The sequence below is a fragment of the Streptomyces sp. NPDC040432 genome, assembly GCF_055595445.1.
In genome coordinates this window covers 43,218-66,154 of sequence record NZ_JBVIVP010000001.1, presented here as the reverse complement: position 1 = coordinate 66,154, position 22,937 = coordinate 43,218, and the positions used below count along the sequence as shown (strand labels likewise).

Sequence of the window (22,937 nt, the reverse complement as noted above, 5' to 3'; positions counted from 1 at the left end):
CTAGATGAGTAGTGGAATAATGGACTCAGGGTCGGGTCGTGTCAAACGAGTGGATCCGGCGGCGACCGGCCCGCGCGGGGAGGGTCCCACGCGGGCCGGCGCCACCGGATCCGGAAGTACGACGGTCGAATGGACGGGTGAAGGGGCGGGGTGCCCGCTGTCCGATCAGGGACGGGCGGCGGGCGGCGTCGGCAGCGGGGTGCCGTCGGTGCCGAGGAGCGCGAGGACGACGATCGCGTCGGTCCAGCCGAGCGGTACGACCGCCTTCGGCCGCCCGTCGACGCTCACGGTCTCGGGCAGTTCGCCGAGCGCGTTGCGCTTGGACAACACCCAGTCCACCACCGCGTCGGCCTTGTCCCGTCGCCCCGTACCCGCCCAGGCGAGGGCGAAGAAGGAGGTGCTGGCCGTCCAGGTGATGTTCCCCCAGGGCGCGTCCGGGTCGTCGCCGGGTACCACGCCCCCGTTCGGGCGCAGCAGCGCCGCGTACGTGTCGTCGAGGGCCCGGGGCAGATCCGCGGGAGCGTTGTTGAACGGCGGGGCCATGAACCCGACGGCGCTGTCCCGGCCGTTCAGCCCGTCGGCCGTCCGCGGGTACCCGAGCGGCGCGAACCGGGCGGCGATCCCCTCGGACAGGCGCTTCGCCGCGTCCGCCCAACGGGCGGCGTCCTCGGTCCGGCCGAGCCCGCGGGCCAGGTCGGTGGCGGCGTTCAGCCCCGCCAGCAGCGGCGCGGCCGTGCCGATGTTCGCGGTCTCCGTCGCCAGCTCCCAGTAGTCGGGGGACGCCGGGGGCAGACCGTCGGCGTCCAGGCTGCCCGCCGTGTGGTCGGCCGCCTTGCGGAGCATCGGATAGAGGGCCTCCAACCGTGCGGCGCGGCCGTCCTGCGGGGCCGTGCGGTACCACTGCCAGGTGGCCCACGGCACCCAGCCGTTCCCGTCGAGCTGCCACTCCCGGTCGTCCGGCGGCCCGGAACCGTCCAGCAGCGTACGGGCCTCCCAGGTGCCGTCCGGCCGCTGCGTCTGCGCGTTGTAACGCAGGATCCGGTAGGCCTCCTCGTCGTACCCGGTGTGCGCGAACGCCGCCGCGGCGAAGCTGGAGTCGCGCGGCCACGAGAAGTCCCAGAACGACGACCAGGCCGCCGCGAACGAACCGTTCGGCCGCAGCAGCGCCCGCATCGACAGCAGGGCCCGCTCCGCACTCGCCCGCCGCGCTCCCGCGGCGCCCGGGATCCGGCCCGAAGCCAGCCAGGCCCGGGACTCGGCGATCTGCTCCAGCGCGCCGGCGTCGTCCGCCTCGACGACGACGGACGTCGCCGCACCCGCTGGCAGGTAGCGCCACCGCCCGGACGGCAGCCGCAGCACGTTGCTGCCCTCCACGTATCCGGCGCCCACGGCGAACTCCGGAGTCACCGCCTCCACGGCGGTGCCGTTGGAGAGCAGGCCCGAGGTCCGCGCGATCCGGTCCGAGGCGGGCACGTAACAGGGCTCCGTCTCGCCGCACCGCTCCTCACCGGTCGGGTTCACGTGGAACGCCAGCCGCTCCTCGACGGGCTCCCAACTGTCCGTCGCCCCGTCGTGCCGCCAGCTGACCGGCGCCCCGACCTCCGCCCGGCGGGTTCCGTGCCAGACGACCGGTTTGCCGTCCGGGGTGGTGGCCTGGGCGAACAGGTAGTAGGGAGTGTGCGGCTTCAGGGTGGCGTCGAGGGGCACCTCCAGCCAGCCGGCGCCGGCGCCGCCCAGCTCCGCCACGTCGACCGTACGCGCGGCGATCGTGGACCCGCCGTCCTCGCGAGCGCTGCGGACCTCGATCCGCACCCGGCCGGTGGCGGCGCCGCTGCTCAGGTAGAGACTCACCCGCGACAGGCGGGCGTCGGACGTTCTGAACTCCTGCGCGGCCGCCCCACCGGCCGTCGCGATGCCGAGCAGGGCGGCGTCGTGCTGGGCCTGCCCGTCCGGTGGAACTCCGTCGCGTGCGCTCGCCGGCCCGCCGGCGGCGCACAACAATGTCGACAGCAGGGCAGTGGCCAACGCGGTGGACCTCGTACGCACCATGCTTCTCCCTTCGGGTGATCCGGACGTCAAACGAGAGACGGGCATGGGTGGTGGCGCGCTCCTTTCAGAGGGTGCCTCGAACGACCATCGGACCATCGGAAGATCGCCCGGCCGCGCCGGAACCCGCCCCGTCTGGACGAACCGCGTCCAAGCGGTTCCACCACCGACGTCATCCCACGGATGCAGGAGGTGTACGGGCGTACCACCGTGGGCCGATGGCCGGTGCGGGACCCGGTCCTGGCGCTCGGTCAACGGATCGTCGACCGAGCGCCCACAGCCGAGGCGGAACGTCACCGCGAGGACACCCCCGAGGACAGCGGGAACACCAAGGAGGCGCACCCTGGCGGCCGTTACGGCCGCCACCGGACGTGGTCGACACGTACGGGAACGACCGCCCCCCAACGGCGTCCCCCCCGGACCTTCCGTTCCTCGATGCTCGGCAGGACCGCTCACCTGCCCGGCGTCCCCGACCGCACCCGGCACGAGACCCGGACCGAACTGACCGGGCGGGAGCGCCGGCTGACCATCGACGGCCCCGAACACACCTCCTCCGGCCGCACGGCGTCCATCGGAAAGCAACTCGGCACCCGCCTCCGGCCACTCGACCGGCGGACGCACCCCCCGGGCGGGCGCCCGGAAACCGGAGCCCCGCCACCCCCCCCCCGGACGTGGGTGGGGTGCGGGGCCCCGGCGCCCGCCGCTAACGGGTCAGGACCGCGCCCGCGACCGACGACGGAACCGGCGCGAGCCCCGTGGGCCGGGTGGTGAAGGTGCCCCGCCCCCGGGTCCGGCCCCGCAACCGGGACGCGTACCCGAAGAGCTCGGCCAACGGCACCGTCGCCGTGATCACCGCGGTCCCGGCGCCGGCCGTGGACCCGCTGACCCGGCCCCGCCGGGACGCGAGGTCACCGAGGACACCACCGACACCGTCCTCCGGAACGGTCACCGTCACCTCCACGACCGGCTCCAACAGTTCCACCGTGCTCGCCCGCAGCGCCTCGCGCAGGGCGAAGCGCCCCGCGGCCCGGAACGCCATCTCCGAGGAATCCTTGGAGTGGGTCGCCCCGTCGGTGAGGGTGACCCGCAGCCCCGTCACCGGGAAACCGCCCAACGGCCCCTCGGTGAGGGCGTCCCGGCAGCCCGCCTCAACGGCACGCGCGTACTCCTGCGGCACACGCCCCCCGACGACCGTCGACCGGAACTCGAAACCGGGCTCCGCCAACGGCTCCACGTCGATGACGACGTGCGCGAACTGGCCCGCGCCACCGTCCTGTTTGACGTGCCGGTGCACCAGACCGGCCACCCCGCGCACGACGGTCTCCCGGTAGGAGACCTGCGGTTGACCGACCGCCACCTCCACCCCGTGCCCACTGCGGATCTTCTCCACCGCGACCTCCAGGTGCAGCTCGCCCAGCCCCGACAGCACGGTCTGACCGGTTTCCGCATCCGACCGGACCACCAGCGAAGGATCCTCCTCCGCCAGCCGCGCCAGCGCCACGGACAGCCGGCCCGTGTCGACGGCACGCCGCGCCTCCACCGCCACCGACACCACCGGATCCGCCACCGTGGGCGGTTCCAGCAGCACGGGGGCGCTCGGCGCGCACAGCGTCGTACCCGCGCGGGCCGCCTTCGGGCCGATCACGGCGACGATGTCACCCGCCACCGCCTCCTCCGTCTCCTCGTGCCGGTCGGCCTGCACCCGCAGGATCCGCCCGACGCGTTCCGTGCGGCCCGTACCGGGATCCAGTACGGACGCGCCCTTGCGCAGGGTCCCCGCGTAGACCCGCAGGTAGGTGAGCCGCCCCGTCGCCGTGGCCGTCACCTTGAAGGCGAGGGCCGCGAACGGCGCCGCCGGATCCGGCGCCCGCTCCACCTCGCCCCCGTCGGCCGTGCCGCGCACCGCGGGCATGTCCGCCGGGGACGGCAGATAGGCCACGACCGCGTCCAGCAGCGGTTCGATCCCGCGGTTGCGGTACGCCGAACCGCAGAGCACCACCACGCCCTCGCCCCGCAGCGTCAGTCCCCGCAGGGCGCGGACCAGGGTCGCCGCGCTCAGCGCGGACACCGCGCAGAACTCCTCCAACGCCTGCGGATCCAGTTCGGCGACGGTCTCCTCCAGGAGCCGGCGCCGCCGCAGGGCCTCCTCCCGCAGCGGTTCGGGCACCGGCCCGGTGCGGTACGTGTCGTCGCCCTCGTGCCAGGTCAGGGACCGCATCCGGACGAGGTCCACGACGCCCCGGAAGTCGTCCTCCTGTCCCACGGGCAGCTGGACGACGAGCGGTACCACGCCGAGCCGGTCACGGATCGAGGCGACGGCCGCGTCGAGGTCGGCGCCCGCCCGGTCCAGTTTGTTGACGAACGCGATCCGGGGCACACCGTGCCGGTCGGCCTGCCGCCACACCGACTCGCTCTGCGGCTCGACGCCCGCGACGGCGTCGAACACGGCGACCGCCCCGTCCAGGACCCGCAGGGACCGCTCGACCTCGTCGGCGAAGTCGACGTGACCGGGCGTGTCGATCAGGTTGACGCGGTGCCCTTCCCAGACGCAGCTCACGGCCGCGGCGAAGATGGTGATGCCGCGGTCACGTTCCTGGGGGTCGTAGTCGGTGACGGTGGTGCCGCGGTGGACCTCGCCCTGCTTGTGGACCGCGCCGGTCCTGAACAGGATCCGCTCCGTGAGGGTGGTCTTGCCCGCGTCGACGTGCGCGAGGATCCCGAGGTTGCGCAGGGTCGTGAGGGCGGGGGAGAAGGGGACGGTGGAACGCCGGTCGGTGCGCATGGCCCGAGGCCTTTCGAACGAGGGGATGAGGGGATCGGCGCGATTCCCGGACCACGTACGGACCCACCCGCGTGCCCCGTCCCCGACGGGCCGGCCCGGACCGGGACGGAACCCGGCAGGGCGGAGCGGGGGAACGGGAAGGACGGAGGTCGGAGCCTAGAGGTGTGTCACGGGCATACGGTGACGGCCGCGCGGCCGGCACCGCACGGTGCGAGACACCGGGATCACGTCGTAACGGGACGGGGGAACGAAGGCGGCGGTGCGGTACGTGCACATGGCCCGGTTCCCCTTCTCTTCGTTCGGCGTCGGGCGCGCCGGGCCCGGATCGGCGGCGCGCACGGCGAGTGTAGGCAGCCGGACGCCCGCACGGCACGGCATTTTCCGCCGCGCCCCGATCACCGGCGTACCGGCACCCCGAACGGGCCCCGCGCAACCGCGTCGGACGCCCCGACCGCACCGTCCCGGCCTCGCTGCGAACCGTCCTGGTGGCCCGTCAGGCGGAAGCGCGCTCTTCCCGACGCGCCGGACGCGACGTGCCCGCCCGGGACGGCGGGCCGGGGTTACCGTCGGCGGCATGGACGGTGACCGTCGGAGATGGCGTCAGTGCGTGCTCGCCGGGGCGGTGTTCGCCGTGTGCATGGCCGGCACCACCCTGCCGACCCCCCTCTACGGGCTCTACCAGGACAAGTTCGGCTTCTCCGAGCTGGTGGTGACCGTCGTCTACGCCGTCTACGCCTTCGGAGTCATCGGCGTCCTCCTCCTCGCCGGCAATGCCTCGGACGCGGTCGGTAGACGCCCGGTCCTGCTGGCGGGCCTCGGCTTCGCCGCCGCGAGCGCCGTCTGCTTCCTGTGCGCCGACGCGATGGGCTGGCTGTACGCCGGACGGCTGCTGTCGGGCCTGTCCGCCGGCCTGTTCACCGGGGCCGCGACCGCGTACGTGATGGAGCTGGCCCCCCGGGACGGCTCCTCCCGGGCCACGCTCGTCGCGACCGCGGCCAACATGGGCGGCCTGGGCTGCGGTCCGCTCCTCGCCGGGATCCTCGCGCAGTACGCGGCCCACCCCCTCCAACTACCGTTCGTCGTCCACCTCGCCCTGGTGGCGGTGTCCGCGGCCATCCTGCTGAGGCTCCCGGAGACCGTGCGCGAGCGGCGCCCGCTGAGCACCGTACGTCCCCAACGACCCGCCCTGCCCTCAGGGGTACGGGCGGTCTTCGGGCCCGCCGCCATCGCAGCGTTCGTGGGGTTCGCCCTGTTCGGGGTGTTCACCTCGGTCAGTCCGGCGTTCCTCGCCGAATCCCTGGACGTCCACAACCGCGCCGTCAGCGGTCTCGTCGTCGCCCTGGCCTTCTTCGCCTCGACCGCCGGACAGCTCGCCGTCGGCCGGGTCGGCGTGGGGCGCTCCTTGCCGCTGGGCTGCGCCGGTCTGCTCGCCGGGCTCGCGCTGCTCGCGGGCGCGCTGTGGTGGGACCAGCTGTCCCTCGTGGTGCTCAGTGCGCTCGTCGGCGGGGCCGGGCAGGGCCTGGCCTTCCGCGGTGCCCTGTCCGCGGTGGCCGCGGCATCCCCCGCGGACCGGCGGGCGGCGGTGATCTCGACCCTGTTCGTGGTGGCGTACACGGGCATCTCCGTCCCGGTGATCGGCGTGGGCCTCCTGACGGGTCCGATGGGCCTGGAGGGCGCGGGGCTGGTGTTCATCGCCTGCATGGCCGTTCTGGTCACCACCGCCGGCGTCTACCTGCTCCGCCGGCCGGTCCCCGCGAGCTGACGCCCCGGCGCAACGCAACGCCTGCTCCCGCGGCAGGCGTTCACCACGATCCGGCCGGGCCGGCGGCGTTGCGGCGTGCGCGCGGGGCGTTCGTGGGACACCGTGGAACCGCCCCCCGCACCCGGGCCGTCGGCCCGGACCGACCCGCTGGCGTGACACGAGGAGACCCTGCATGAACTGGACGCTCGAAGTCGTACCGGTCCCCGTCACCGACATGGACCGAGCGAAGGAGTTCTACGCGGACAAGGTCGGGTTCAAGGTCGATCTCGACGACGAGGTCGCGCCCGGCATGCGCATCATCCAGCTGACACCGCCCGGATCGCGCTGCTCGATCGCGATGCTGCAGGGCATGCCCGCGGCCCCCGGCACCCAACAGATGGCCCCCGGCACCCTGCACGGGCTGCAGATCTGCGTCACGGACATCGAAGCGGCCCGCGCGGAACTCGTCGCCCGGGGCGTCGTCGTCTCCCCGGTCCGCCACGTCGGGGAGACGGGCTGGGAAGAGGGCAGGGGCGCGACCTGGAACTCCTTCCTGACCTTCGAGGACCCCGACGGCAACGGCTGGGTGGTCCAGGAGGCCCCCTCGGACCTGTCCGAACGCTGACCGGGCGCGGGCCCTCCCGGGCGCGACCGCGGACGACGACTTGCCCCTGACCCGCGGGTCAGGGGTTGGCGTCACCGCACCCGGGCCGAGGGCGCGTGGTGGACGTTCCGCCCGACCGTCGGGCGTCCGACGCCGCTTTCACCACCCACCCTCGGCCAACTGCCCCGAACCCGCCCGGGAGACCGCATGCCCGCCACCGTTTCGTCCCGCACCGGCCGCGAGGTCCGGCCGGCAGCGCTACGGTTCCACGAACAGCCGAGGCTGCTCCCGCCGCCGTCGCGGACGGCCGCAGGGCAGCGGGAGTACGGCCAGGGCGACGTCACCAGGGTCTCGCCACACCCGACTGCGCGAGAGCCTGGCGCAGGACGGCGCCGACGGCCATCGGCCCGCTCGCGACTCGGGATCCCTCAACGGCGTTACCGAACAACGTTCTTGACGCATCCTCGCCCTCCGGCGGAATCCCCCGGCACCCACCCCGCGCCGCATGCCGGCGGGCGCGGCGGGTAGACGCGGCCCATGACGGTCAAGAAGACGAGCGTTCTCGTACTGGACTGCGCCGAGCCCCAGGCCCTGGCCCTCTTCTACGCCCAACTCCTCGACGCCGACGTACGGATGGGCGACAGCCCCGACATCGTCGAGGTCATCGGCGCCGCCGGCGTTCGGCTCGCCGTGCGCCGGGACCACGGCTACGCACCGCCGAGCTGGCCGCGCCCCGAGGACTCGCAGCAGGCGCACCTGAGGATCCTGGTCGACCCCGCCGACCTCGACGAGGCCGAACGCGAGGCGGTGTCCCTCGGGGCCCGCCCGATCGCCACCGACGTCGAGGACGGCCCGCACGACACCCGCCTGTTCAGCGACCCCGCCGGTCACTCGTTCACCCTCGCCGGCCGCCCCGCAGCCCCCGAGCTCCCCACTCTCTGAATCCCCCTCAGGGCCTGTACCAGGGGGACGCCGAACCGGTCCGGTGCTCCGGTCCACGGACGGAACGAGGTCCGCCGACGAGCGGACCGGTGGGCTTGCGTACAGTCGCATCCATGCCGAGAACCACACCGCCGCGCCCGCTCGACGTCGAGGAGCTCTTCCCGGAACTGAATGCGCACCGGGGCACCACCACCCGGCTCCACCCACGCCCGGGGCGCCCGGACGCGACCCGGAGTTCCGTGGGCGGTCCGATGCTGTGGCCCTCGGACGAAGCCTGGCCGGTCTGCACCGAGCCCCACGGCCACGCGTCCGGTCGGCGCCCGGCGGACATCCACCGGCGACGGCACCTGGTGGCGGCCGCATGGAGCCGGGAAGCGAACCCCGGGCTCACGGACGAAGAACGGCTGCTGCTCCCGGAACTCGACCGGCGCCATCACGTCGAGGAGGGCGCGGAAGCCGGTCCGCTGCCGTTGATCGCCCTCGCCCAGCTGTACCGGAGGGACGTCCCGGACCTGCCGGCATGGGCCGACGACTGCGATCTGCTCCAGGTGTTCTGGTGCCCGTTCGACGCCCACGGCCCGAGCGGCTCCGGAATGCTGCTCGACCTTCGCCGACGCCGGTCGTGGGAGGTCACCGACGTGCTGACCGAGCCTCCGCAGCCGCGGCTCGTCGGCTACGACGGGTACGTGCCGGAGCCGTGCGTGCTGCATCCGGAGCAGGTGACCACATACGAATACATCGGGCTCCTGCCCGAGGACCTGTCCGCCCGGATCGACGCCTGGGAGGAGGCCCTGGAGGAGGAGGCCGAGGAATCGGCGGACGAGGACGCCGCGGCGCCGGTGGCCTACCAGTACGACCTGTCCATCCCGCCGGGCTGGCGGGTCGGCGGCTTCGCCTCCTGGCACGCCACCGACCCGTATCCCATGGACTGCCCGACCTGCGCCACCCCGATGCGCCTGCTGCTGACCGTCGACAGCACGGAGTGGGACGGTGGCAGCGACAGTTGGAGACCCTTGGAGGAGAAGGGCCTGCCCCCGCACCCCTTCGCCCTGCCGACCGAGGTCACCGTGGGCCGCACGGGCGAACTCAACGTCTTCGCCTGCCCCGACGATCCCGACCACCCGCCCCGCTGGAGCATCCAGTAGCCCGCCACCGCGGTCGGCGCGACGCCTCGGCAGGTCCGGTCGCCGCCGGGAGCCCCGCACCGGCCACGCAAAACGGGAGGGGCCCGGATCCGAACGGATCCGGGCCCCTCCCGGGCAGTAGCGGGGACAGGATTTGAACCTGCGACCTCTGGGTTATGAGCCCAGCGAGCTACCGAGCTGCTCCACCCCGCGTCGGTGAAGCCAACCCTACGGCACCCCGGGGGGTGCCGGTGACCACGTCACCGGGAACGCCGTCGGGGAGCATCAGCGACGAGTCCGCGTGGACGGTGATCCGCACCGGCCCGACCGCGCCGCCGCCGGTGGGGCCGGCCGTCGGGTCCGGGGCGGCGCTGATCTGCCAGCGGATGCGGTGACCGGCGGCGAAGCGGTACGCGGTGTGGCCCATCGAGGCGGTGACCGCCGCGGGCGCCGCGTCGTCGGACCGCCGTACGGCCGGCCCGTCGCAGACGTTCGTCGAGCGGCCCCGGGGGTCCACGTCGCACAGGCGCGTGAAGACCTCCGCGCGTCCGCCGATGCGCCGCGTCGCGGCCGAGGTCGGCGCCGGCGTCATGTCGCTGTACAGCTACGCCCCGGACAAGGAGACCCTGCTCGACCTGATGGCCGACCGGGTCAACGCCGAACTGCACGCCCCGGGGTCGCCGAGCGGCGACTGGCGCGCCGACCTGAAGGCCATCGCCCACCTCCAGCGCGCCCTGATGCTCCGTCATCCCTGGTTGCCCGCCGCCCTGCACGGCCGCCGCTCGCTCGGCCCCCACGCCCTCGCCTTCCTGGAACACGCCCTCGCAGCGCTGCGCCCCACCGGGCTCGACGCGGCGGCGCGACTGGAAGTCTTCGCCCAGCTCACCGGGTTCGTCTCCGGGCACGTCGCGCACGAACTCGCACAGCGGGCCGCGGCGGGTTCGCCGCACCGGATGGCGGCGGAGGCCCGCTATCTGGCCGCCGTCGCGGCCGACGGCCACCACCCCGAAACTCGCCGAGGTCCTGAACGCGCCCGCCCGGTCCGTCACCCCCGGAGCCACGTTCGAGCGGTTCCTGAACCGACTGGTCGACGGCCTCGACACCGACTGATCCGCCACCCGCGGAGCGGCCGGCCGGCGCCGCGCGGCCCTCGGTGTGAGTACCTTTCGTGCATGCAGATCGAGGGTCCGCGGCAGCGGGGACACGTGCTTCTCGTGGCGGGCGACGCCGCCGTGCGCCGACGGGCCGTCCAGGTCGCGCCGAGCGCCAACCTGGCGGCGCTGGGAGTGGTCCCCGTCGCCGGACTGCTGAACAGCGATGCCCCCGCCGACACCACCTACCTCGACGGGGTCCGGGACCCCAACACCGTCCTGATGCGCCTGCGCACGGCCGCGGCCACCCCCGGACCGCTGTTCGTCTACCTGTCCGGCCGGCTGACCGTCGATCGTCGCGCCCGCCGACTCCACCTCGCCCTGGCGGGTACCACCAACGCCTCCGTCCGCTGGACCGCCCTGCCCTGGGAATGGCTCGGCGGTGAACTGCGCGACCGTCCGCGCGGGTCGACCACCCTGCTGCTCGACCTCGTGGCGGACAAGGCGGCCTGGCCGCTGCTCAGGGAGCACGGCGGCCCGCCCGGCACACCCACCGTCGACGTGTACGGCGTCGTCCGCCCACCCGGAACCGTCGGCGGCGGCACCGCGGTGAGCAGCTACACGCGGAACTGGATCGACCAGCTCCACAGCAACCCCACCCGGCCGGACCACCTGCGCCTGCACACCCTCGCCGTGGGCGCCGCCGCGCTCCCGCCGGGTTCCCTCGTCCTGCCGACCGCCCGCGCGTTGGGCGCGCACCCCCGGCCGGCCGGACCGCCCGCGGCCGGGGCGCGCGGTACCGGTGCGGACGCGTGGGTTCCCGTACCGCCACCGGCGGCCGATCCCCCCGTACCCGAGCGGGATCCGCGCGCCCGGATCCACGCCCTGGCCACCTCCGGCCGGCACCCGGAGGCGGCCGACCTCGCCCTGCAATGGGAACAACACGTCCTGCGGACCCGCGGATCGACCTCCCACGAGGCACTCGAATGGCTGGAGATCCGCGCCGACCTCGCCCGGATGGCGGGCGACTTCCCGCTCGCCACCCGACTGTGGCTCACCGCGGGCCGCACCCGCCTGACCCGACAGCCCGCCGGCGCCCCCGAGGTCCGGGCCGCCGCCGCCGGGGCGCTCCACTGCTGGACCCGCCTCAAGGATCCGGACACGGCCACCGGAGCCGGACTCGAACTCCTCGACCTCCTGCGCTCCCTGCCGCACCCGAACCCCGACCACCTGCGCCTCGCGGAGCAGCGCATGCTGCTCCTGAACCGGCCGTCGAGCCGTACCGGGGCGGGTGGTTGACCCCCGTGGGAGCGGAGCCGGCGCCGGTCGCGGAGGGTGTGACGACGCCAACGGGGTGACCGGCGGGCGCGTCGACGCCGTGGCTACTGTGGGAATGCCGCGCAGTCGCGCAGGTATCGGCCCGCATTCGATTCAGGGGGAATGGAATGTCATCCCAGCCCACGGTCGTCGACCTGCTGGATCTCAGCCCGGACTTCGTCCGCGACCCCTACCCGGTCTACGCGAGCCTGCGCCGGCGCGGGCCGGTCCACCACGTCAGCACACCCGACCGACGGGACATGTGGCTGGTCGTCGGACACGACGCCTGCCGCACCGCCTTCACCGATCCGCGCCTGAGCCGTGATTGGCGCGGGTCCGGGGACCTCAGCCGGATCATCAACACCGCCCAGGACCAGCCTGGCCTCGCCCACATGCTGATGTCCGACCCGCCGGACCACACCCGGCTGCGTCGCCTGGTGGCAAGGGAGTTCACGACCCGCCGCATCGAAGCACTCGCGCCGCGCATCCAGCAGATCGCCGACGAACTGCTCGACGCCATGGAGGCGAACGAGCACCGCGGCGCCGACCTGGTGGCGTCGTTCGCCTTCCCGCTGCCGATGACCGTCATGTGCGAACTGCTCGGCGTCCCGGAACTGGACCGCGGCGCGTTCGGCGCGTGGTCCAACGAAATGGTCGCCCGCACCAGCCCCGAGGCCGAGGCGGCCGCCTACGAGGAAATGCCCCGCTACCTTGTCTCCCTCATCGACGCCAAGCGCGCCGCACCCGGGGACGACCTGCTCAGCGGCCTCATCCACACCGTCGACGAGGGCGGGGACAGCCTCTCGCCGGACGAGCTCATCGGGATGAGCCTGCTCCTGCTGATCGCCGGCCACGAGACCACCGTCCACATGATCGGCAACGGTATGCGGGCCCTGTTCGCGCACCCCGACCAGCTCGCCGACCTCCGGGCCGACCCGGGCCTGTTGGACGGCGCGATCGAGGAGATGCTCCGCTACGACGGCCCGGTCGAGACGTGCACCGAACGGCTCGCACTGGAGGACGTGGAGATGGGCGGGGTCGTGATTCCCGCCGGTTCGGCCGTCCTCATCGCCATGGCCGACGCCGACCGCGATCCCGCGCGCTTCCGGGAGCCGGACCGGTTCGACATCCGCCGCGACGCCCGCGGCCACATCGCCTTCGGGCACGGACTGCACCACTGTCTCGGCGCCCCGTTGGCCCGGATGGAGGGCCGCATCGCGCTGCGCTCCCTGCTGGCACGCTTCCCCGGACTCACCCGCGACACCCGGGCGATCGAACCGGACTGGCTGCCCGGCATGCTGCTCAGGGGAGTCAGGGAACTGCCCGTGCGCTGGTGAACCGCGCGCCCCCTGCCGTCCGGTCGGCCGGGGCGGGTACGCCCGTCGGCCGGCCGACGACGACGCCGGTGTCAGCCGCTCGGCTTCGCACGCACGTGCATGCGTTCCCCCTGCCGGCCGAACAGGCTGAGGAGCTCCACGGGCCGTTCGTCCGCGCTGCTGAACCAGTGGGGGAGCCGGGTGTCGAACTCGGCGGCCTCACCGGGCCCGAGGATCAGGTCGTGCTCGGCGAGGACGAGCCGCAGCCGACCGTCGAGCACGTACAGCCACTCGTAGCCCTCGTGCGTACGCAGCTCCGGTTCGCTTCCCCGGTGGGGGACGAGCATCTTGTACGCCTGGAGCGGACCCGGCGTGCGGGTCAGCGGAACGACCGTCCCGCCGTTCGGCAGCGGGCGGGGCGTCAACCGCACCCGGGGGTCACCGACCTCCGGGGCGCCGACCAGGTCGTCGAGCGGCACGTGGTAGGCGGAGGCCAGCGGGAGCAGCAGCTCCAGGCTCGGTCGGCGCTGCCCGGACTCCAGCCGGGACAGCGTGCTCTTGGAGATGCCCGTCTCCTCGGAGAGGGCGGCCAGGGTGAGGCCGCGCTGGGTGCGCAGCCGGCGGAGCCTGGGGGCGACCTCGTCGAGGACCGCGCGGTAGGGGGCTGGGTTGTCCATGAGGGCATTTCACTCCGCCGTCCCGAAAACAGCAACATTATTTGCCGTCGGGCTCCGGTGGGGTGCAGGCTCCGGCACATGAGCACCCACAGCGCTTCCGGACCCACCCACCGGCACGGCCACGGCCCCGGCCACGCCCCCGACCGGGGCCACGCCCACGGTCACGACCACGGCACCGACGTCGACTGGGCGGCCATGGCCGTCCAACTGGAGACCAACGGGGAGATCCAGCTCCCGGTCCTGCGCGGTACGGCGAACCGCCTCGGGGAACTGCTCGCCGACTCCGGGACGCGGGTCCGGCGCGTCCTGGACGTCGGCAGTGGCCCCGGCGTGATGACCTGCGTCCTCGCGGAGGCCTTCCCGGAGGCCGAGGTCGTCGCCGTGGACGCCACCCCCGCACTGCTCGACCACACGCTGGCCCGCGCCGAGCGGCTCGGGCTCGGCGGGCGGGTCACCGTCCGGCACGCCGAACTGCCCGAAGGCCTCGACGGCCTCGGCGCCGCCGACCTCATCTGGAGCAGCAAGGCCGTCCACCACCTCGGTGACCAGCAGGCGGCACTCGACGGGCTCGCGGCCCTGCTGCGGCCCGGTGGCGTGCTCGCCGTCGCGGAGGCCGGGCTGCCGATGCGCTTCCTGCCCCGCGACATCGGCCTCGGCGCACCGGGTCTCCAGGCCCGCCTCGACGCCGCCCTGGAGTACTGGTTCTCCGTCATGCGCGCCGAACTGCCCGGCAGCGCCGCCCTGATCGAGGACTGGCCGGCGATGCTCCGCCGCGCCGGCCTCGGCCCGGTGGGTGCCTTCACCACCCTCCTCGACCTCCCCGCCCCGCTGGCGGCCCCGGCCCGAGCCTTCCTCCAGGACCACCTGAGCCGACTGCGGGAGAAGATGCTGGACTCCCTGGACCCCGAGGACGGCAGGACGCTCGGCGTCCTGACCGACCCCGCCTCGGAGGCCGGGATCATGAGCCGCCCCGACGCCTTCCTGCTGTCCGCCGGGACGGTCTTCACCGGGGTGCGCCCGACCCGCTGACCGCGCCACCGGCCGGCTGCGCGCCCGGTGGGTCGGTCAGCCCGGTGCGGACCGCCGGACCGTGCCGATGCGGGCGGTGAGGAGGGCGATGTCGTCGTCGGCGGAGGCCGGCACCAGATGGGTGATCAACGTGTCGCACAGGTGGTCGAGCGGCTGCTCCGGTTCGGTGAGCAGCCGTGTCAGCTCGCCCAGCCGTTCGTCGATGTCGTGGTTGCGGGCCTCCACCAGGCCGTCCGTGTAGAGGACGAGGAGGCTGCCCAGGGGCACGGTGAAGTCGGTCGTCGTGAAGTCGACGCCCCCGACGCCCAGCGGCACCCCGGGCGGGGTCTCGACGAGGTAGACGGTGCCGTCGGGCTCCGCCACCGCCGGTGGCGGGTGCCCGGCCCGGGTGACACTGCAACGACCGGTGGCCGGATCGCACACCAGGTACAGGAACGTGGCCAGCATCGGCTCGGCGAGGTCCGCGAGCGTCGCCTCCAGCTGGTGGAGCAGTGCCGTCGGCTGCATGTCGAGGCGGGCCAGCGCACGGACCGTGGCCGACAGTCGCCCCATGACGGCCGCGGCGGCGATGCCGTGGCCCATGACGTCACCGATGAGGAGCGCGGCCCTCCCGCCGCTCAGCGGCAGGACGTCGTACCAGTCCCCGCCGACCTCGTTGACGTCGCTGGCCGCGAGGTAGCGGTGGGCCGTCTCGATGCCCAGCGGCGGGGAGACGTGCTGCGGCAGCATGCTGCGCTGCAGGACCACGGCCGTCTCGTGCTCGTGCCGGTACAGCCGCGCGTTGTCGATGCTGATGGCGGTCCGGGCGGCGAGCTCACCCGCGAGGGTGACGTCGTCCGACCCGAAGGGCCCCACCGGCCGGGTGCGGTAGAAGGTCGCGACCCCGAGGACCACGTCCCGGGCGGTGAGCGGCACCATCATGAAGGAGTGGACGCCCGCCTTGAGCAGCTGCTCGGGCTTGGGGGAGTGCCGCGCGGCCGGGGCGATGGACCGCTCGTCGAACCGGGCCACCAGGAACGGCTGCCGGGCCCCGAGGGCCTGCGTGTACGGGGCCGCCGAGGGGAAGGTGAGGGTCCTGCCCAGCGGGGCCAGGATGTTGGTGACCGCGGACGCGGTCAGTGGCGCCTTGCCCAGGCGTCGCAGGGCCACGCCCCCGGTCAGTCCCATGCCCGGCTCGTGGCCCCCGGCCAGTGCGTCCAGGACGTCGACGGTGACCGCGTCGGCCAGGTGCGGGACGGCCAGGTCGGCCAGCTCCTGGGTGGTGCGCTCCAGGTCCAGGCTGGCGCCGATGCGGGCGCTGGCCTCACTGAGCAGGGCGAGCCTGCGCCGCCCGGCCTCCGCCTCGGTGTGGTCGCGCTGCTGCTCGGTGATGTCGAGGAGGGACGCGATGACACCGATCGGCCGGCCACCGGGATCCTCCACCCGCACGTACGAGCACGACCAGACGTGGTCGTGCTCCGGGTCGGCCGGCGTACGACCCGTGCGGCGACGGTCCAGCACGGGTTCGCCCGTGGCCAGGACCCGGCGCATCGCGTCCTCCATGTCGCCCGCGTTCACCTCGGGCAGCACCTCGGCCAGCCGCCGGCCGACGTGCGCGGACTCCGCCAGCCCGTTCATCGCCTCCAGGGCCGGGTTGACCTGGAGGAACCGCAGCTGGGTGTCGAGCACGCCGATGCCGACCGGCGAGCGCGCGAACAGCCCGTCCCAGACGGCCGACGACCCCCTGATGCGGCGCGCTGCGTGCGCGTCGGCCGCGAACACGAGGACCGCCGAGGCGCCGTCACGCCGATCGGGCACGGGACAGGCCCAGATCTCCAACTCCAACGGATGACCGTCGCGGTGCCACGCGGTGACCGTCCCCATCACGCCGTGCCCGCCGGCCGCCGTCTCCCACAGGGAACGGCCCAGGCTGCGGTCGGCCCCCGGGTGCAGCAGATCGGCGATGTGCCGTCCCAACACCTGGGGCGGCAGGTATCCCAGCAGGTGCTGCGCCCCCTGGTTCCAGCGCACGATCGTCCCGTCGCCGCTGGTCGCCAGCAGGGCCACCTGCAGGGCACCGAGCCATCCGCCCGCGTCCTGGGCGGCGTGGCTGATCAGATCCGCCAGTGGCTCCTCGTGCATTCCGTACCCGCCCTCTCGGGCAGCCTCAGCCCCGTGTCGCACCGACCCCCTTCGATGGCGTGCCGCACCCCACCGCCCGGCCGGTCGCCGGATCCGGTCCCGCGGGCCGCGTCCTCCTTCACACTCCCCATGGTCGCGCCGACGGCCGGGGAACGCCCCTCGGCCGTCGGCGCGGCGGTCAGGCCTGCCGGACCGCCGACACGTCGAACTCCAGGACGACCTTGTCGCCGACGAGGACGCCGCCGCCTTCGAGCGCCGCGTTCCAGGTGATGCCGTAGTCCTTGCGGCTGATCGGTACGGAGCCCTCCAGACCGACGCGCTGGTTGCCCTGCGGGTCGGTCGCGCTGCCCTGGAACTCGAAGTCGATGTCGATCGACCGGGTGACGTCCTTGATGGTGAGGTCGCCGGTGACGCGGAAAGTGGTGTCGTCCAGCTGTTGCACCGCGGTGGACACGAAGGTGATGTGGGGGAAGGTCGGCGCGTCGAGGAAGTCGTTGGTGCGCAGGTGGCCGTCGCGCTGCTCGTTGCGGGTGTCGACGCTCGCCGTACTGATGGTGACGGACACCGAGGACCTGGACGGATCCCCGCCGTCGAGGTGGGCCTTGCCCTCGAACTCGTCGAACGAGCCGCGGACCTTGGTGACCATGGCGTGCCGGGCGACGAATCCGATCCGGCTGTGGACGGGATCCAACGCGTAGTCGCCCGTCAGGGACGTGAGGGAGGTGGCGGTGCTCATGAACCGGCTCCGGAGGTGGGGGGCTGGGGGCGGGCGGACGTCAGACCGTGGCGAGCTGCGGGATCAGGCGCAGCGCGTTGTCGTGGTAGATCCCCCGGAGTTGCTCGGGGGTGAACGCCGGATCGGCGTCGAGGGCCGGCAGCGCCAGGTCCGTGACGGTGTCGCCGGGCGCGGCCGGCCAGTCGGTGCCGAACAGGATCCGCTCGGGGGACACGTGCGCGAGGAGGGTCGCCGCACTCGCCATCGGGCCGGCCGTGTCGTAGTGGAAGCGGCCCAGGTAGTCGCGTACGGCACCCGGGTCGACGGGCGGGTCGCAGAACCGGCCGAGCGCCTGGAGCCGCGTCGCGATGTACGGCAGGAAGCCGCCCGCGTGCGGCAGGATCACCGAGATGTCCGGGAACCGGTCCAGCGTCCGCTTGCTGATCATGTTCACGGCAGCCCGGGTGGTGTCCAGCAGGAAGTCGCACATGAAGTTGGGGATCCCCGGCACGGTCGCCGGCCCGGGCGGGCCGTCCGGCAGGTTGTGCGGGTGGGTGTCGACGACCGCACCGAACTCGTTCAGCTCGGAGAACACCTTGTCGTAGGACGGGTCCCCGAGGTAGACGCCGCCGTAGTTCGCCGTCACGTTGACGCCGACGGCGCCGAGCTGCCCGAGTCCGCGCCGGATCGCCCACGAGGAGGCGTCCTGGTCGTCGAGGAAGAGCGGGACGTAGAAGGAGAACCGACCCGGATGGGAGGTCGCCACGTCGATCATCGACCGGAGCGTGATGGTGATGGCCTCGCGAAGCTGCGCGGACGAGTGGTAGCGGGCGGGCAGCATGGGCTTGAGGACGGCCGTCACGATCCCCGCGCGGTCCATGAAGGCGACGGCGGCTTCGGTGCCGAGCCGCGTCCACGGCGGGAGCCGCTTCGGGTCGACCAGCTCGTGGCGCACCGCCCACTCCAGCCACTCCGGCGCGCAGAAGTGGTGGTGCATGTCGATCTTCGACCGGTTCGCGTGGGGCGTCCCGGTACCCGGTGCGGAGAGTTCTCCGCCGGGGCCGGGGCGCACGTCCGAGGTCGCTCCCAGCAGGAGCGGCCCGGTGGTGCTCGCGGTTTCAGGCATGCCGATTCACCATCCGTTGAGGGGTCTGGTCAGTTGCCGGGTACGACGACGGCCGGCGCGATCGGCGTGATCGGCGTGCCGGCCACCTTCGGCGGGGCCCCGGCCGCGCGCTCCGTCGGGGACGCCGCGGGCTCCAGGACGAGCCGCAGCCTCTCCAGCCCGCGGAACGCCGCCACCGGACCCTTCAACCGGGCCGCCTGCGCCTCCTCCTCGGACTCGGCCAGTTCCATCTCCGGGAACTCCCGCAGCAGGCAGGACAACGCGATGTCGAGTTCGAGCCGCGCCAGGGGCGCGCCCAGGCAGTAGTGCGTGCCGTGGCCGAAGCCCAAGTGCATGCCCTGGATTCCCTCGCGGGTCACGTCCAGGACGTCGGGGGCGCCGAACTGCTCCGGGTCGCGGTTCGCCGACGAGATGGCGATCTGCACGAGGGAGCCCTTGGGGATGAGGGTGCCCCGGACCTCCGCGTCCTCGGCCGCGTACCGGAAGGTGGACGTCTCCACGGAACCCTCGAACCGGACGAGTTCCTCCACCGCGCCGGGAATCAGCGCCGGATTCAGCCGCAGCCTCTCCAATTGGTCGGGACGCAGCAGCAGGTCGAGGACGGAGTTCCCGATCTGGAAGGCGGTGGTCTTGTGCCCCGCGAAGAACAGCACCCACAGGGAGGAGACGAGCTCCGCGTCGTCCAGCCCGTCCTCGGCCCGGATGAGGTCGCTGAGGAAGGAGTCCGAGGGGTGGTGCCTGGTGTGTGCGATGAGGCGGTTCAGCCGGGCCTGGAGCCACTGCTCGGCAGCCCTCAGTTCCGCTTCCATCCGGGGATCGAAGCGGGCCCGGGTCACCACCGCGAACTGTCCGAGGATCTCCGGACGGTCCTCCTCCGCGATGCCCATCAGTTCGCACAGCACCGTGATGGGGAACGGGAACGCGAACGCGGGGATCAGGTCGACCGGATCCGTCTTCGGGCAGGCGCGGAGCAACCCCTCCGCGATCTCGGTGATCCTCGGCCGCATCCCCTCCACCCGCCGGGGACTGAAGGCGGTCCTCAGCGCGCGGCGCAGCCGCGTGTGGCGCGGCGGGTCCGAGTTGAGGACGTTGTCGTCGAGGTCGTCGAAGAAGCTGCCGTACACCGCGTGGTAGGTGTCCAGGGCCCCGCGCAGGTCCTTGCTGAAGCGGGGATCGGACAGCGCGTCACGGGCGTCGTCGTACCGGGTGATCAAATACGTGTCGACGCCGTGGGGCGGCGTCAGACGGCACACCGGGGCCTGCTCGCGCAGTGCCGCGTAGACGGCGTGCGGGCACGTCCGGTACTCCGGTGCGCCCCGGGACACGGACGCCACGATGTCGCCCAGCGGTTCGCCGCCGTTCGGTGCCGCATTCTCCTGCGCCATGTCCGATCACCCTCCGTGATGCTCGCGTTCGGCGACTCACGGGTTCCCTGCGGCGCCCCGCCGCGAAACGGGCCGTGGCTCGTTCGGGTGAGGCCGTCGCGCCCGCGCACGGGGCCGCCGGGGGCCGGGCCCGCCCCGCCCGGACGAGGGAGGGGGCCCGTCCGGTCGGGGCGCGCCGCCGCGGCCGGTGTCGGCCGACCGGCCGTCAGCCGTCCGATCGGACCCGGTGGGGGGACGCCCCGACCGGGGAAAGGCTGCTCGTGCAGCCGCCCGCCGCCGGGGCGCGCCGTCACGGCCCCGACCGGACGGCACTCCTCGGACGACGCCCCCAGGAGTTCCCACATGCCCCGAACCCTCACCCTGGCCCTCGCCTCGGCCGCCTCGCTCGCCACCCTGACGGCCTTCGCCGCGCCCGCCGCCACCGGCGTCGACACCGCCAGGGCGGCAGCCGACCGGGCCACCACCTACCGGGCCACCGCGCCGTTCCAGCGGCACGCGAGCGCCGTGAAGGCGGGCTACGTACCGGACAAGTACTGCGTGGAACGCGCCGGGGCCGGAGCCCTCGGCTACCCGCACTTCAACCACGGCCACGACAACTCCATCGACCCGGCGAAGCCCGCCGCGCTGTTCTACGAGGACGACGGGCGAGGCGGCAAGCGCCTCATCGGGGTCCAGTGGACGGTCTTCGACCGCGACCAGGACGTGACGACGGACGACGACCGCCCCACGCTGTTCGGCACCCCCTTCAAGGGCCCCCAGCGCGGGAACTTCCCCGGCCAGCCGGTCCACTACGCACTGCACCTGTGGCTGTGGAAGAAGAACCCCGCCGGTACCTTCGAGACCTTCAACCGGGCGGTCACCTGCCTGCCCGGCACCACCCGCCCCAAGCCGGCCGCCTGAGCCGGTCGGGCGACCCCGGGCACGGCGGACGGGGGGCGAGGACGGGCGCGCGGCCGACCGGGGCCGCGTCGCAGCCCTCCGCTTCAGGACCCTGACCGAGGTCCGACCGGATGGGGCCGCCCGGCGGCCCCGCCGCCGCGCCCGGTCCGCGCCCGCTCCACCAGCCGGTCGAGGACGGCCAGCGTCGCGGGGAAGCCCGCCGAAGTCTCCCGGAGCATCCCCGGCCCGGTCAGGAAACGGCCGTCGACCACCAGCGCCGGCACCCCCTGGATGTCGTACGCCCGCAGTGCCTCGTCGGCCTGGCGGGTGCGCGAATCCACCTCGGCCGAGGCGAACGCGGCGGCGAACGAGGCCGTGTCCATGCCCTGTTCCGACGCCCAGTCGAGGATCGCCTCGTCGGTGTTGAGGTACTCGCGCTCGCGGTGGATGGCGGTGAAGGCGCGTTCGTGCCAGCCGGGGGTGCCCAGGGCCTCCAGGGCGAAGTACAGACGTTGCTGCGGCTTGAAGTTCTGGCGGCTGCCCGCCGTGCGGTCGAAGTCGGCGGGGATCCACCGGAACGCGACGCGGTCGGCGTTCCCGCGCCGCCACGCGTCGAGGGCCGGCTGGAGCTCGAACGAATGCGAGTCCGCGTACCAGAAGAACGCCTCGACGGTGACCGGGCCCGTACCCGCACCGGCCGGCGCGGGGCCGCTCACGCGGGTGTGGTCCTGGCCTTCGACAGCCATGGGTGGCTCCTCCGTCTCGTTCGTGCCGGACCCCTGCCGCCCCGGCGTCGCGGTCGCCCGGCCGGGTGTACCTCGGGAGCGAACGCCGTGCCGGGACGGTCTCGTTCCGTCACCCGCCGGAGGTGCTCAGGACGGAACGTATGTGTCCGCCCAGCGGTCGCGGAACGCCGATCCAGGCCACCCCCTGGCCGGAAAACACCCATGGGTGGGGGCGGTTCGTCGGATGCCGCGTGTTACTTCCGGTACGTCTCCTCGCGCGGGGCCCTGCGCCCGTTCCCGCGGCCCACCGAGGGCCCGCCCGCAGCGCCTACGCTGGCGCCGTGAACAGAGCACAGCCCGGCCGTCGGCAGGTCCTGGGCGCGGGCGTCGGGGCTGTCGCCGCCGCGCTCGCCGGATGCGGGGCCGACTCCGGCCCGGAGCGGCGGCTCCGACTCGCGACGGGCCCGCCCGGCGGCCCGTACAACGCCTTCGGCGATGCCCTGGCCCGGGCCGTCGCCGCGAGCGGCACCGGGACGCGGATCGCGCCCGTGAGCACCGCCGCCAGCGTCGACAACCTGCGGAAACTGGAGGACGGCACCGTCGACCTGGCGCTGACCATGGCGGATGCCGCCGAGGACGCGGTCCTGGGGCGGGAGCCGTTCGCCCGGCCCGTCCCGGTGACCGCACTGGCCCGCGTCTACGTGAACTACACCCACCTCCTCGTTCCCGGCGACGGGCCCCTCCGCTCGGTGGAGCAGCTCGCCGGCCGCCCGGTCGCGGCCGGCGCGGCCGGGTCGGGTGTACGGGTGGTCGCGGGCCGGGTGCTCCGGGCGGCAGGCGTGGGCACGGACGTCCCCGGCGCGCGGGAACGGGAACTGGGCCTCGCCGCATCGGTGTCGGCGCTGCGCGAAGGCACGGTCGACGCGCTGTTCTGGTCCGGTGGCGTCCCCACCCCGGCCCTGTCGGAACTGAGTCGGCAGCGCCCCGTCCGGTTCCTGCCGCTGGACGGCCACGTCGGCGCGCTGCGGGAGCGCCACGGCCCCGTGTACACGACCGTCACCCTCCCGTCCGGGGCGTACGGACTGACGGAGCCGGTCGGGACCATCGGCGTCGGCAACTACCTCCTGGCCCGCGCCGACCTGCCGCCCGGTGCGGTCCGGGACGTTCTGCGGGTGGTGTTCGACCGGTGGCGGGACCTGCTGCGGGAGGTCACGGCCGGGGCCCGGTTGGAACCCCGCTTCGCCATCTCGACCGGAGCGGTTCCCCTCCACCCGGGCGCGGTGTCCTACTACCGCTCGGTGTACGGCTGAGCCGCCC

General features: G+C 73.7%; 18 protein-coding genes, 1 tRNA gene and 1 pseudogene. 10 read left to right on the top strand and 10 right to left on the bottom strand.

The window, feature by feature from the left end; genetic code table 11:
- Positions 1-165: 165 nt before the first annotated feature.
- Together ACZ58N_RS00320 and fusA are read right to left on the bottom strand one after the other, a co-directional pair.
- Positions 166-2,049: a glycoside hydrolase family 15 protein gene (locus ACZ58N_RS00320; protein WP_471153704.1), complete on the bottom strand. Its 1,884-nt coding sequence runs from the start codon at positions 2,047-2,049 to the stop codon at positions 166-168.
- 700 nt (positions 2,050-2,749) lie between these two features.
- The gene (gene fusA, locus ACZ58N_RS00315; protein WP_471153701.1) at positions 2,750-4,828 is read right to left on the bottom strand and encodes an elongation factor G; all 2,079 of its coding nucleotides are present in this window, start codon (positions 4,826-4,828) and stop codon (positions 2,750-2,752) included.
- 574 nt (positions 4,829-5,402) lie between these two features.
- Here fusA and ACZ58N_RS00310 point away from each other — a divergent pair.
- From ACZ58N_RS00310 to ACZ58N_RS00295, 4 genes are all read left to right on the top strand, one after another.
- Complete coding sequence (locus ACZ58N_RS00310) at positions 5,403-6,590, top strand: MFS transporter (RefSeq protein WP_471153699.1); 1,188 nt, start codon at positions 5,403-5,405, stop codon at positions 6,588-6,590.
- 172 nt (positions 6,591-6,762) lie between these two features.
- A complete protein-coding gene (locus ACZ58N_RS00305; RefSeq protein ID WP_471153697.1) occupies positions 6,763-7,194 on the top strand; it encodes a VOC family protein in 432 nt (143 codons plus the stop codon).
- 516 nt (positions 7,195-7,710) lie between these two features.
- Positions 7,711-8,115 carry a VOC family protein gene (locus tag ACZ58N_RS00300; protein ID WP_471153695.1) on the top strand — a complete coding sequence of 135 codons (405 nt, stop codon included), beginning with the start codon at positions 7,711-7,713 and terminating at the stop codon, positions 8,113-8,115.
- Positions 8,116-8,228: 113 nt separating this feature from the next.
- On the top strand, positions 8,229-9,260 hold the full coding sequence (locus ACZ58N_RS00295) for a hypothetical protein (protein ID WP_471153694.1): 1,032 nt from the start codon (positions 8,229-8,231) through the stop codon (positions 9,258-9,260).
- 118 nt (positions 9,261-9,378) lie between these two features.
- Here ACZ58N_RS00295 and ACZ58N_RS00290 read toward each other — a convergent pair.
- Both ACZ58N_RS00290 and ACZ58N_RS00285 read right to left on the bottom strand, forming a co-directional pair.
- Positions 9,379-9,452, bottom strand: a tRNA-Met gene (locus ACZ58N_RS00290).
- Positions 9,430-9,666 (bottom strand): hypothetical protein, encoded by a 237-nt coding sequence (locus tag ACZ58N_RS00285; protein WP_471153691.1) that lies wholly within the window; start codon positions 9,664-9,666, stop codon positions 9,430-9,432. The genes ACZ58N_RS00290 and ACZ58N_RS00285 overlap by 23 nt, the downstream gene beginning before the upstream one ends.
- Between ACZ58N_RS00285 and ACZ58N_RS00280 the strand changes: the two are divergent.
- The 3 genes and pseudogenes from ACZ58N_RS00280 to ACZ58N_RS00270 all read left to right on the top strand — a co-directional run bounded on the left by ACZ58N_RS00280 (position 9,665) and on the right by ACZ58N_RS00270 (position 12,984).
- A pseudogene (locus ACZ58N_RS00280) lies at positions 9,665-10,349 on the top strand (TetR/AcrR family transcriptional regulator C-terminal domain-containing protein). The gene ACZ58N_RS00285 and the pseudogene ACZ58N_RS00280 sit on opposite strands and share 2 nt — an antisense overlap.
- 62 nt (positions 10,350-10,411) lie before the next feature.
- A complete protein-coding gene (locus ACZ58N_RS00275) occupies positions 10,412-11,629 on the top strand; it encodes a hypothetical protein (protein ID WP_471153689.1) in 1,218 nt (405 codons plus the stop codon).
- Positions 11,630-11,775: 146 nt separating this feature from the next.
- Positions 11,776-12,984, top strand: a complete 1,209-nt coding sequence (locus ACZ58N_RS00270; protein WP_471153686.1) for a cytochrome P450 family protein — start codon at positions 11,776-11,778, stop codon at positions 12,982-12,984.
- A 71-nt stretch (positions 12,985-13,055) separates the two neighbouring features.
- Here the strand turns inward: ACZ58N_RS00270 and ACZ58N_RS00265 are convergent, their stop codons facing one another.
- On the bottom strand, positions 13,056-13,640 hold the full coding sequence (locus ACZ58N_RS00265; protein ID WP_471153683.1) for a helix-turn-helix domain-containing protein: 585 nt from the start codon (positions 13,638-13,640) through the stop codon (positions 13,056-13,058).
- Positions 13,641-13,718: 78 nt separating this feature from the next.
- On the opposite strand from ACZ58N_RS00265, the gene ACZ58N_RS00260 reads away from it, so the two are divergent.
- On the top strand, positions 13,719-14,669 hold the full coding sequence (locus ACZ58N_RS00260; protein WP_471153681.1) for a class I SAM-dependent methyltransferase: 951 nt from the start codon (positions 13,719-13,721) through the stop codon (positions 14,667-14,669).
- A gap of 36 nt (positions 14,670-14,705) precedes the next feature.
- Here ACZ58N_RS00260 and ACZ58N_RS00255 read toward each other — a convergent pair whose 3' ends face one another.
- The 4 genes from ACZ58N_RS00255 to ACZ58N_RS00240 all read right to left on the bottom strand — a co-directional run bounded on the left by ACZ58N_RS00255 (position 14,706) and on the right by ACZ58N_RS00240 (position 20,016).
- A complete protein-coding gene (locus tag ACZ58N_RS00255) occupies positions 14,706-16,790 on the bottom strand; it encodes a SpoIIE family protein phosphatase (protein ID WP_471153678.1) in 2,085 nt (694 codons plus the stop codon).
- A 178-nt stretch (positions 16,791-16,968) separates the two neighbouring features.
- Positions 16,969-17,526, bottom strand: a complete 558-nt coding sequence (locus tag ACZ58N_RS00250; RefSeq protein WP_471153675.1) for a YceI family protein — start codon at positions 17,524-17,526, stop codon at positions 16,969-16,971.
- A 40-nt stretch (positions 17,527-17,566) separates the two neighbouring features.
- A complete protein-coding gene (locus ACZ58N_RS00245; protein WP_471153673.1) occupies positions 17,567-18,631 on the bottom strand; it encodes an amidohydrolase family protein in 1,065 nt (354 codons plus the stop codon).
- 29 nt (positions 18,632-18,660) lie between these two features.
- Positions 18,661-20,016 carry a cytochrome P450 family protein gene (locus ACZ58N_RS00240; RefSeq protein WP_471153670.1) on the bottom strand — a complete coding sequence of 452 codons (1,356 nt, stop codon included), beginning with the start codon at positions 20,014-20,016 and terminating at the stop codon, positions 18,661-18,663.
- Positions 20,017-20,358: 342 nt separating this feature from the next.
- Here ACZ58N_RS00240 and ACZ58N_RS00235 point away from each other — a divergent pair, with 342 nt between their 5' ends.
- Complete coding sequence (locus ACZ58N_RS00235) at positions 20,359-20,916, top strand: hypothetical protein (RefSeq protein ID WP_471153667.1); 558 nt, start codon at positions 20,359-20,361, stop codon at positions 20,914-20,916.
- Between the two features lie 83 nt (positions 20,917-20,999).
- Here ACZ58N_RS00235 and ACZ58N_RS00230 read toward each other — a convergent pair whose 3' ends face one another.
- Complete coding sequence (locus ACZ58N_RS00230; RefSeq protein WP_471153664.1) at positions 21,000-21,641, bottom strand: thiol:disulfide interchange protein DsbA/DsbL; 642 nt, start codon at positions 21,639-21,641, stop codon at positions 21,000-21,002.
- Positions 21,642-21,961: 320 nt separating this feature from the next.
- On the opposite strand from ACZ58N_RS00230, the gene ACZ58N_RS00225 reads away from it, so the two are divergent.
- The gene (locus tag ACZ58N_RS00225) at positions 21,962-22,930 is read left to right on the top strand and encodes a TAXI family TRAP transporter solute-binding subunit (RefSeq protein WP_471153662.1); all 969 of its coding nucleotides are present in this window, start codon (positions 21,962-21,964) and stop codon (positions 22,928-22,930) included.
- Positions 22,931-22,937 lie beyond the last annotated feature (7 nt).

Bases quoted from the DNA above. Each gene is read 5' to 3' on its own strand.
- ACZ58N_RS00320 (WP_471153704.1), bottom strand. From the start codon at position 2,049: ATGGTGCGTACGAGGTCCACCGCGTTGGCCACTGCCCTGCTGTCGACA.
- fusA (WP_471153701.1), bottom strand. From the start codon at position 4,828: ATGCGCACCGACCGGCGTTCCACCGTCCCCTTCTCCCCCGCCCTCACG.
- ACZ58N_RS00310 (WP_471153699.1), top strand. From the start codon at position 5,403: ATGGACGGTGACCGTCGGAGATGGCGTCAGTGCGTGCTCGCCGGGGCG.
- ACZ58N_RS00305 (WP_471153697.1), top strand. From the start codon at position 6,763: ATGAACTGGACGCTCGAAGTCGTACCGGTCCCCGTCACCGACATGGAC.
- ACZ58N_RS00300 (WP_471153695.1), top strand. From the start codon at position 7,711: ATGACGGTCAAGAAGACGAGCGTTCTCGTACTGGACTGCGCCGAGCCC.
- ACZ58N_RS00295 (WP_471153694.1), top strand. From the start codon at position 8,229: ATGCCGAGAACCACACCGCCGCGCCCGCTCGACGTCGAGGAGCTCTTC.
- ACZ58N_RS00285 (WP_471153691.1), bottom strand. From the start codon at position 9,666: ATGGGCCACACCGCGTACCGCTTCGCCGCCGGTCACCGCATCCGCTGG.
- ACZ58N_RS00275 (WP_471153689.1), top strand. From the start codon at position 10,412: ATGCAGATCGAGGGTCCGCGGCAGCGGGGACACGTGCTTCTCGTGGCG.
- ACZ58N_RS00270 (WP_471153686.1), top strand. From the start codon at position 11,776: ATGTCATCCCAGCCCACGGTCGTCGACCTGCTGGATCTCAGCCCGGAC.
- ACZ58N_RS00265 (WP_471153683.1), bottom strand. From the start codon at position 13,640: ATGGACAACCCAGCCCCCTACCGCGCGGTCCTCGACGAGGTCGCCCCC.
- ACZ58N_RS00260 (WP_471153681.1), top strand. From the start codon at position 13,719: ATGAGCACCCACAGCGCTTCCGGACCCACCCACCGGCACGGCCACGGC.
- ACZ58N_RS00255 (WP_471153678.1), bottom strand. From the start codon at position 16,790: ATGCACGAGGAGCCACTGGCGGATCTGATCAGCCACGCCGCCCAGGAC.
- ACZ58N_RS00250 (WP_471153675.1), bottom strand. From the start codon at position 17,526: ATGAGCACCGCCACCTCCCTCACGTCCCTGACGGGCGACTACGCGTTG.
- ACZ58N_RS00245 (WP_471153673.1), bottom strand. From the start codon at position 18,631: ATGCCTGAAACCGCGAGCACCACCGGGCCGCTCCTGCTGGGAGCGACC.
- ACZ58N_RS00240 (WP_471153670.1), bottom strand. From the start codon at position 20,016: ATGGCGCAGGAGAATGCGGCACCGAACGGCGGCGAACCGCTGGGCGAC.
- ACZ58N_RS00235 (WP_471153667.1), top strand. From the start codon at position 20,359: ATGCCCCGAACCCTCACCCTGGCCCTCGCCTCGGCCGCCTCGCTCGCC.
- ACZ58N_RS00230 (WP_471153664.1), bottom strand. From the start codon at position 21,641: ATGGCTGTCGAAGGCCAGGACCACACCCGCGTGAGCGGCCCCGCGCCG.